This is a genomic window from Vibrio sp. 1402, from assembly GCF_033340275.1.
In genome coordinates this window covers 77,508-87,331 of the sequence record NZ_JAWOWE010000005.1, presented here as the reverse complement: position 1 = coordinate 87,331, position 9,824 = coordinate 77,508, and the positions used below count along the sequence as shown (strand labels likewise).

The following is a 9,824-nucleotide window of genomic DNA, read 5'->3' as shown; positions in this document are numbered from 1 at the left end:
CTGTTTTAGCTTTTCTTCTACAACCGATAGGTTTTTCTTCGCGGCTTCAAAGTTAGGCTTTTCCTCTAGCAGCTTTTTATACAAATCAGCCGCATCTTCTAATTGACCATTTTGAGCGAGCGAGTTGGCGAGGTTATAGCGGCCGTTAAGGGAGGCATCATGAGAAAATGCTTCGATAGCGGCTTCGTAGTCACCTTTTTGATAACTGGCGGCTCCTTTCCAGCTTGGGTTTGTAAATAGGTTTTGCGCCTGTTCATACTCACCTTGCTTGTAGAGTTCCGCTCCTTGTTGGTCGGCATTTAAGAACGGATTAGCTTCTGCATGCGGTGTCCACGTTACTGGGACTACAGTCGCAACTACCATCCAAATCAGGCCGCGTCGAAACAGTAAAGCCGCAGGAAGAAGTAACAACGGCAGTAACCAAAAGCCACTGTTGAGACGAGAATCAGTTTTAACTTCTTCGCTTTGGGTCGCAGAAAGCTGGCTACCAATGTTATTGGTAAAGGCCGCGATGTTTTCAACGTCACGGTTGGTGTGTTGAATAGGAACAAATAGGCCACCAGTCTTATTCGCTAGCGTTTGTAGATTTTTCAGATTTGTTTTCGCTACGACGGTTGTGCCTTGTGCCGTTTTTAGCAGAGAGCCGTCGGGCAGCGCGATAGGTGCACCGTTAGGAGTCCCGACGGCAAGAACAGAAATGCGAAACTTTGTACCTTGGACTAAATCTAACGCGCGAGACAGCTCTGACGTATCAAGATCATCCGCTAACACGATGATATCGCCTTGTTGCGTGCCGGCTTGAGAAAACTGGTTGATCGCAAGTTCAATCGCGGCAGGCAGGTTTGCTCCTTGAAAAGGCATCAGCTCTGGTGACAAATTTTCGATAATGCCCGCAAGCGTACTGGAATCAGTTGTCAGTGGACTTAAGTTATAGGCATCGCCAGCGTAAGCAATAAGTCCAGTGGCTCCCTCTTTCCATTTTGGCAGCAAATCGAGCGCCTTATAACGTGTTTGTGCTAGCCGATTGGGTTTGATGTCTGTAGCAAACATAGAGCGAGACATATCAAGCACCAAGATACGGTTTTGGTTTAACTCAAAGCTTGGTCGAGCATTGGACCGCCAGCTTGGCCCCGCTAATGAAATGCAAGTTATTGCCCAAGCTAAACCCCATAGAGTGAAGTAATGCTTAGACTGCGTGTTTTGTCCGAGCATCCGCGATAGGTGAGGGGCAATCAGTGTGGACTTTTGGGCTCTAAATTTGTGATTAAGCAAGAGTGCAATAGGGATCACGATGAGCCCCAAAAGCCAATAAGGATTGAGGAAAATAAACTCAGCCATGTTTTCTCCTTAATAGGAATAACAATACCGATAATACAAATGCAGCGCTTAATGGATATGGAAACCATTCAGACTGTGGGCGCCAAGTTTGTGTGTCGCTAGATACGGGTTCTAGCTGGTTGATGGTGTCATAAATCTTTTCGAGCTCTTCCGTATCTCGCGCTCGAAAATATTGTCCACCTGTCACCTCTGCCACTTTAGTCAGTGTTTGTTCATCTAAGTCGGCTGCGGTGTTGACTTTGCGAGTCATGAAAAACTCTTTCACCATCATTTCACCAGCGCCCACGCCCACGGTGTAAATAGTGGCGTTGTATTTTTTCGCAATTTCCGCTGCTTCTAGCGGCTCGAGCACCCCTGCAGTATTGCTGCCGTCACTAAGCAAAATCATGACTCGTTGGGGAGCATCACTGTCTACAAAGGTTTTTGTGCCTAAACCAATACCATCACCAATGGCGGTTCGTTGACCAACCAAACCGATGACGGTTTGATTAATCTGTTGCATGACGCTTTTTCGGTCTGCAGTGAGTGGTGTTTGCAAATAAGCATGGTCGCCAAACAAAACAACTCCGAGACGGTCACCTTTTCTCTTTGCTACGAAATCAGACAGAACTTTTTTGACTGCTGTGAGGCGATCGATATATTCGCCGTTGAGTTCCATGTCTTCCTGCTGCATCGAACCGGACAGATCGACGACTAACATCAAGTCCCGATATTTGGGTTGGAATTCAACGGGATCACCAAACCAAACTGGACGCGCACAAGCGACGACAAGAAGGCCCCAGATCGCGATTGAAAGTGCTTTTTGCAGCGCTTGCTTAGGCTTGCTGCGATTCTCATTGGTTGGTAAGTACGCCAATTTGATCTCGGCTTGTTGAGATTCTTGTGGCAGGAACTTGTATACCAGCCATGGGATGGGCAACAAAAACAGTGCCCACCACCAGACAAATTCAATGTTTAGCCATTGGGCAAGATCGGTTATGAGTGTTTGCTCAGTCACGGTTATTTGCCTTTTTCTTTGGTGGCAAAGCGTAGGTTATCCAAAAGACACAATCGTCTACCAAGCTTTGATGCTGCCCTTGGGAAGAATTCTGATACAACGCTTCTTGCCACTGATGTTGTTTGTCTACGAATCGACTTTCTTTGGTATGGCTATCGAGAAATTTATACCAAGCGATTCCGGTTAATGGTGCGATCTCTTCACGCGGAAAGTAACTCAATGCTGCCTGGCGCAATATTTCCAGAGCAGAAGAGGGGGTATGAGGCGTGGTAGGTTGAGTTAAAAGTGTTAATGCTGTCTTTTTTGCGCGTAAGTGTTTTTTACGCCATCTCACATAAAGACAAATGCCGAAAACGAAGAGCAAGGTGGCTGCAAGCACCACCCACCATCCCCAAGCGAGCGGAAACCAATCCGGAGCGTTTGGCAAAATCAAAGGTTCAAGGTCTAGGCTTTGGTTGTTTGTTGTCATTATTATTACTGCTTAATAAATACTGCTTGTCAGTTTGTTAGCTTAATTGTGAAATTAAGGGCCAGCCACTTGATAGCGTGTTAAATGGAATTGCTATCGAATGGCACTGCTGCTTAATGGTTTCTTGATGTTGGGTAAAGTGGCTTTCGAGTTCTCTTCGTTGTCCTTTAGAGCCAAAGTTAAACCATTGACTATGCAGCCCATCCGAAGCTTTCACTTGACCTCTAAAGTCTGTTTCGCCTCTTTCTAACGGATCATAAAACTGAACGGCCCTTACGCTATTGTGTTGTTTGAGTCGACGTAGTTGTGCCAGTTCCGTTGGTGTTACGTGGGCAAAGTCACTGAGCATAATCAATTCGCTGCCTTTTGGGGTGAGCGTATGAAGTGTCTCCAATACTTGTGTATAAGGCAGTGTACGAGTGTCGTTGCTTGCAGTACGAGTTACTTGCGCATTATGTATGTCGACTATGGCGTTAAGAATCCGCAGCCCTTGTCTTTGTAAAGAAGAGGGGCGAAATTCAAGACATTGATGTCCGTCATCAATCACTGCGCCGATGCGATCTTTTTTAGCTAGAGTTAGCCAAATTAGAACACTGGCAAAGTGGGCCAATTGAACGGATTTGAGTACATACTTAGATCCAAAATGTAGACTAGAACTTAGATCAAGATAAAGAATGACCGCTTGCTCTTTATCTTCTGCAAACAATTTTGTATGTGCTTTACCGGTCCTAGCGGTGACTCGCCAATCAATGCTGCGAATATCGTCGCCAGGTTGATATTGGCGCACCTCCATAAAATCCATACCTCGCCCTTTTTGGCGACTGGTATGGTTACCACTCATCTGCGACCAGAGACTCTGTGCTGGTGGTAACCAACGTACAGATTGAGTGCGATATTGGAGCAGCTCTTCAAGGGTTAATGTCACCCCATTCGCATGAGGTGGTAATGAATGTGTAGCGGACATATCACTCACCTGTTTATGCACTGCCAACAAGGTTTAGCAGTTTATCGATGACCTGGTTTGCCGTAATGCCTTCCGCTTGAGCGTGGTAACTCAACAATAAACGGTGGCGCAGTACCGGATAAGCCATGGTTTGAACATCTTCCGGAGAGACAAAATCACGACCAGCAAGCCAAGCGTGCGCACGTGCACAGCGATCAAGAGCGATGGTGGCACGCGGACTCACACCCATTGACAACCACTTGTCCAACTCAGTGTCATATTCGTTGGCTTGACGTGTCGCCATAACTAAACGGACGATGTACTGCTCTATCGTTTCCGCCATATGAATATCCAACACTTCTTTACGTGCGGTGAATATATTTTGTTGGCTTAACATTGGGCGTTCAACCTTTGCTTCGCCTTTTGCTTCTCCGCGGTTAATACGCAAGATAGATAGCTCATGCTCCGCATCTGGGTATTCCACTTCTAAATGCAATAAAAAGCGGTCTAGCTGCGCTTCAGGAAGGGGGTAGGTCCCTTCTTGCTCTATCGGGTTTTGAGTTGCCATAACCAAAAACAACTCTGGCAGCGGGTAGGTATGACGACCTGCTGTGACTTGTTTCTCTGCCATTGCTTCAAGCATTGCCGCTTGTACTTTGGCTGGCGCACGGTTTATCTCATCCGCAAGAATAAGCGAGTTGAAGATAGGACCTGATTGGAAAGTGAATTCTCCGGTTTCGGGACGGAAGATATCGGTGCCGGTTAAATCGGCTGGCAGCAAATCAGGGGTGAACTGAATGCGGTGGAAGTCGCCTTCAACACAGTCTGAGAGTGATTTTACTGCACGGGTTTTTGCTAACCCAGGAGGGCCTTCAACTAAAATATGCCCATCCGCAAGAAGCGCAACAAGCAGTTGCTTTACCAGATCTTGCTGTCCGATGATCTGCGACTCTAAGTATTGCTGAAGAGTTTCGAAGTTAGATTTATGCATGCTTTGGACTCTCGGTATCCATGTGATTTTCGTGTTGAGTATTGGTCATTTTCCATGTGAAAAAAGTTCCAACGCTCTATTGCAATTTATCTTTTCAATATTGGGACGCTACAGAGAATTGCAAGTACGTGCTATCTCTGAAAGTGCTTATTTGACAGTGTGTTACATTTATTTTTCATAATATAATGAGAAATGCCTCTAGTTTTGTACATATGAGCCGATAAAGATTCCGTGGTGTGCGTGTCATGAGATATGCACCTGATTCCCCTTGTGGGGCCAATAACAAGTGATTCTTTTAAAAGGTCCGAATATGTTGAAACTTCATTCCTTGAGCATCAAACAGAAGGTTGTACTTGGCATTACGTTTGCTGTTCTAGCATCAACAATCATTGTTGGTGTTATGGCTCAGCGTCATGCGAGAGATGTATTGAGCCATCGTCTTATTGACATCGAGCTACCTGCGATGTTGCAGCAAATCAATACCGAAATTGACCGCGAAGTTGTCGAAATGCAACAAGCGGCAAAACAGCTGGCTACAAACGAATTTATTGTTGAAGCCCTATCTAATACAGACCGTGATCCGTCAGTAGAAGTTCAGTTGGTTCAGCAGCTCAATAACGTTAAATCACAGTATGGTCTTAATGATGCGTCGGTAGCGAATCGTCAAACGGCATATTACTGGAATCAAAACGGATTCTTACGTCAACTTAACCGAACGCAAGATGCTTGGTTCTTTGGATTTACGTCGTCTGGTCAAGAAACGTCCGTGAGTGTGTTCCAAGAGGCAAATGGCGAAGTGAAAATGTTTGCCAATTTCCAAGATCTTAATGGTACATCAATGTCAGGTCTCTCTAAATCTATGGGAGACATGGTTGCTTTGCTCAATGGGTTTAAAATTGAAGATACGGGTTACGTGTTCCTCACTAATGAACAAGGCCAGATTCAAATACACCGCCAACAAGGTAAGAACCAAACTTCTATCACTAAACTATTTGGTAGTGACGCAAGTGCGCTGTTGAACAAAAATAGCTTCAACCTAATTAATGTGGAGTTTGAAGGGCAGGATACTTTTGTTTCTAGTTTGTATGTTCCTTCAATGAACTGGTTTGTTATTGGCGTGGTTCCCGTTGATGAAGTATTCGCAGACCTTAATGCGACAGCTAAAAAAATGCTGTTTACGACCATCATTGTTGCCGTTGTATTCATCCTCATGGGCGTATGGTTGGCAAACAGCATTACGAAACCAATCCGACTGATTGCCGATCGTTTTACCGACCTTGGGCAAGGTGAAGGCGATTTGGCGCAGCGTATTGAAATTAAGGGTAATGATGAAATTGCTCAGCTTTCAAAAGGCTTTAATGGATTTATTGAGAAGATTCATGCCACGATGAAAGAAGTTGCTTTAACCAGTGGCTCATTAAGTCAAGCGGCAGAAAGTGTGTCAACGAAAGCAACATCCACACACGACAACAGCCAAGAGCAGCGTGATCAAACCATTCAAGTAGTTGCAGCTATCAACCAAATGGGTGCGACCATCAGTGAAATTGCATCGAACGCTGCTACCGCTGCTGATACGGCAAATCAGGCTTCAGATAACACTCAAACTGGTCGAGAAGTTGTGATGAAAGCAAAAGAGGTGATCAGCCGCCTAGCCGATGATGTTGAAACAACCAATATTGTTGTTACGCAGTTGGCATCGACAACCAAAGATATTGGCTCGATTCTGGGTGTAATTCGTGACATCTCTGAGCAAACGAATTTACTTGCGCTAAACGCTGCAATTGAAGCTGCTCGTGCTGGTGAGCAGGGACGTGGTTTTGCGGTTGTTGCTGATGAGGTAAGAAACCTAGCTTCACGCACGGCTGATTCTACAGAAGAGATTCAGCGCATGATCAATCAGCTTCAAAGTGACGCACAAGACGCGGTAAATGCTATGGAAGCGGGCAAAGCGGTCACCATAGAAGGGGTTACTTCTACCGATGAAGCAGTCGAGGTATTAATCAGTATTTCTGAACGAATCACCGACATCTCTGATCGTAATACACAAGTTGCAACGGCGACGGAAGAGCAATCCACGGTGGTGCATACCATTAATCAAAATATCGAAGAAATCAACGCGATAAATGAAATGACAACCGCGACAGCAGAAGAGTTGGCGGATGCAAGTCGCGATCTTCAAGCGCTCTCTTCTCGTTTAGACAAGATGGTTGGTAGCTTCAAGTTATAGAGTTGGATAGAATAGGCGAAGTTTAAAAGTTCAATCATTAATTTTAGGTAAGTACTATGAATGACTTCGAAAAAGAACTAGAGCAAATTTCTCAAGAAACCGCTCAGGAGCCAGAAGTAAAACTGCCGTCGCTAGAAGAGCAAAAAGCGATCGTCGCTGAGCTGAAAAAGCTGGAAGCGGAAGGTAAGCTGACGCCAGAAGTGTTAGAACAACACTTTGGTAAGTTTAACCAAAAAAACGCTGTTCCAATCCACTAAGTTAGGTGGTGTTTTGCCTCTAACGTGCGTGATTAAATCACCTGCTCAAACACAAAAAGGGAGTTTATACTCCCTTTTTTAATGTCTGAAAAATGCTAATACCTCTCACATACTTGCCACTTAAAAATTATTGACACTTCAATGAGTTATTAATTAGTACTAGTGATTTTCATACTTGACAATACTACCGCTCTATCTAAATCTATTGCGTATTTCAATAAAAACGACCAAGGGAATGCGATCAGGATGGAGCAGCAAAAAAAAAGAAACGTTATTTTAATCACGGAGGGAAGTCTACAGTCATCTCTGTTGAAAGATGTATTGGAGACCAAACTCGGTATTAGTGTTGCTCTAATCACGCCAGATAATCTGATTCACGGAGTGTTACATGAATCTCTTGCATCAGCCATTATTGTTGATTGCAGCGTGATCACGGATGAAATTTTTCGCCGTTATGCGGAGTTTAAAGCCGCCAAGCAGAAAGACACGCTTGAAATCTTAATTAATTGTGAGCAATCCATATCGACAGAAGATCTCTTTGCTTGGCGTACTTTGGCCGGTATTTTCTATACCTCTGATGATATAAAAACGTTGCAAGTTGGTATTGGTAAGGTGCTTCAAGGAGATATGTGGTTCAGCCGTAAGTTTTCTCAGCAGTACATTACTTACCTTCGTCGACATTGCAAACCTATAAATAAGAATGTTTCCGCTATTCTGACCAAACGAGAGCAACAAATAATTACCTTTCTTTCCATGGGGGCGTCCAATCAACAAATCGCCGAACAATTATTTGTCAGCGAGAATACGGTAAAAACGCATTTACATAATATTTTCAAGAAGATTGATGTGAAAAATAGGGTTCAAGCACTTATTTGGGCAAAGGAAAATATTTCAGACAACTCGTTAACGGTGTAATGCTATTGCAATATTAGGTTGCCTAATTTAGTAAACTCTTAATAATTTCTGTGACCTGAATGTGTTAAAAGTGTTTCTTTTATGAGAAACACTTTTTTTGATTCTCTTTTTAATAACTTTAGAATTTAAAAAAGTAGCAAATAACTTTACTCTGTGAACTAGCACTTACATATCAAACTAAGTGCTGACGATTAACTACTAATTTAAGAATGTTAAGTCACTGAAAGTATGAGAAACATTATGGAACAGTATATGGAAAAGCCTGAAATCCTAATGCTCACTCAACAAAGTTTACAGAGTGAAAACTTTAAGGAAATGCTTTCTAAAAATACAGAAACTAAAATAACGATCATTGATACTAAAAACCCTAGCTATCATGAACTCATTCCGGAACGCTACTTTTTGCTTGTTGATTTTTCAGTTGAGATTCCTTCCGAAACTTTAGTTTATTTAAAAGATAGTAATAAAGTGCTAGGAACCATAATGCTTAATCTAGGTTATGACTTAGACACAGAAGAACTCGCTTCTTGGCCTCATGTAAAAGGTATATTTGGTCCAGGAGATTCAATGGACAAGGTTTGTCAGGGATTAAAAGCAATAATAAAAGGGGATAATTGGCTGTCTCGAAGATTACTTGATCAGCTAGTAAATTATTATCGAGGCAGAGAAGTAAATAGCATTATCGAACCTGCTATTGAGGTTGAGCTTACTCGGCGTGAAGTTCAGGTTTTAAAAATGTTGAAAGAAGGTGGTTCAAATATGGAAATCGCTGATTCTTTATTTATCAGCGAGCATACTATTAAATCACATCTATACAATATTTTTAGAAAGTTAGAAGTAAAGAACCGTACGCAAGCTACAAGTTGGGCTAAGAGAAACCTGTAGTACTAGTATTAACTTGCTGTAATAAAAAGAAAATACTCTATAAAGTACTAAATTTTATATTTATTATTAAAATGTCAGTCTGAAATATCATCCCATATTCAAACTTATTCCTATTCAGTTGACTATTAGACTTCTCATGTCGTGACGAATCTAGTCAGACGTGGAACAGAAGGTCTATTCAATTAATAAGCTAAGAGGGAATAAAAATGAGCGCAAGTGACAATGACACGTATTTAGGCGATGCAGGTGTAAATAACCAATTTGCTGATTTCGATGGCGGCGATGATTTGTTTATCGGTTTTGGTGGTAATGACTCGTTTGTTGGCGGTGGCGGTAATGATTATGTGATCGGCGGTGACGGCGATGATCGCCTAACTGGTGGTGCTGGAGATGACATCCTTAGGGCTGGTACAGGAAACGACTACCTCGGCGGTGGTACCGGTAATGACTTGCTGTTGGGTTTGCTGGGCGACAATAAATTAAATGGTGGTGTCGGTGAAGATATTCTTGTTGCTGGTTCTGGTGACAACGTTTTAGTTGGCGGCAGCAATGGCGATAAGTTTGTGTTCACGGATAAGTTTGGTGGCCATGGCGAAGCCAAAGTTGTTGATTTCACCATTGGTGAAGACTCTTTGCACATCATTAGCGACTCTGTCACTGACTTTGGTGATTTAAGCTTTAGCTACGATGCAGTTGGGAATGCAGTGTTTACCGATGGGGCTGATCTAACAGTGAAACTTATTGGCGTGACTGAAACTGACATCAACACCTATGGTGCAGATCTGTTCGTAATCTAAACGAC

The 9,824-nt window shown here is 43.2% G+C and carries 10 protein-coding genes; 5 read left to right on the top strand and 5 right to left on the bottom strand.

Going from position 1 to position 9,824, the window contains the following annotated elements:
• The 5 genes from R7044_RS11440 to R7044_RS11420 all read right to left on the bottom strand — a co-directional run.
• Positions 1-1,338, bottom strand: a 1,338-nt coding sequence (locus tag R7044_RS11440; protein ID WP_225455586.1) for a VWA domain-containing protein, incomplete at its 3' end; no start/stop codon positions are given.
• Entirely contained in the window at positions 1,331-2,335 is a 1,005-nt protein-coding gene (locus R7044_RS11435) for a vWA domain-containing protein (protein WP_050550100.1), read from the bottom strand. The genes R7044_RS11435 and R7044_RS11440, both read right to left, overlap by 8 nt.
• Positions 2,328-2,804 carry a DUF4381 domain-containing protein gene (locus tag R7044_RS11430; RefSeq protein WP_047103940.1) on the bottom strand — a complete coding sequence of 159 codons (477 nt, stop codon included), beginning with the start codon at positions 2,802-2,804 and terminating at the stop codon, positions 2,328-2,330. The genes R7044_RS11435 and R7044_RS11430 overlap by 8 nt, the downstream gene beginning before the upstream one ends.
• Before the next feature lie 37 nt (positions 2,805-2,841).
• Complete coding sequence (locus R7044_RS11425; protein ID WP_025768548.1) at positions 2,842-3,768, bottom strand: DUF58 domain-containing protein; 927 nt, start codon at positions 3,766-3,768, stop codon at positions 2,842-2,844.
• Positions 3,769-3,781: 13 nt separating this feature from the next.
• The gene (locus R7044_RS11420) at positions 3,782-4,738 is read right to left on the bottom strand and encodes an AAA family ATPase (RefSeq protein WP_064376401.1); all 957 of its coding nucleotides are present in this window, start codon (positions 4,736-4,738) and stop codon (positions 3,782-3,784) included.
• Between the two features lie 310 nt (positions 4,739-5,048).
• Between R7044_RS11420 and R7044_RS11415 the strand changes: the two genes are divergently transcribed.
• The 5 genes from R7044_RS11415 to R7044_RS11395 all read left to right on the top strand — a co-directional run bounded on the left by R7044_RS11415 (position 5,049) and on the right by R7044_RS11395 (position 9,819).
• The gene (locus R7044_RS11415) at positions 5,049-6,965 is read left to right on the top strand and encodes a methyl-accepting chemotaxis protein (protein WP_053303850.1); all 1,917 of its coding nucleotides are present in this window, start codon (positions 5,049-5,051) and stop codon (positions 6,963-6,965) included.
• 56 nt (positions 6,966-7,021) lie between these two features.
• Positions 7,022-7,222, top strand: a complete 201-nt coding sequence (locus R7044_RS11410) for a restriction endonuclease subunit S (protein ID WP_005375165.1) — start codon at positions 7,022-7,024, stop codon at positions 7,220-7,222.
• A gap of 246 nt (positions 7,223-7,468) precedes the next feature.
• Positions 7,469-8,137, top strand: a complete 669-nt coding sequence (locus tag R7044_RS11405; protein ID WP_021707603.1) for a LuxR C-terminal-related transcriptional regulator — start codon at positions 7,469-7,471, stop codon at positions 8,135-8,137.
• Between the two features lie 228 nt (positions 8,138-8,365).
• On the top strand, positions 8,366-9,022 hold the full coding sequence (locus tag R7044_RS11400) for a LuxR C-terminal-related transcriptional regulator (RefSeq protein WP_031777174.1): 657 nt from the start codon (positions 8,366-8,368) through the stop codon (positions 9,020-9,022).
• Positions 9,023-9,228: 206 nt separating this feature from the next.
• Positions 9,229-9,819: a calcium-binding protein gene (locus R7044_RS11395; RefSeq protein WP_005375168.1), complete on the top strand. Its 591-nt coding sequence runs from the start codon at positions 9,229-9,231 to the stop codon at positions 9,817-9,819.
• Positions 9,820-9,824: the final 5 nt, after the last annotated feature.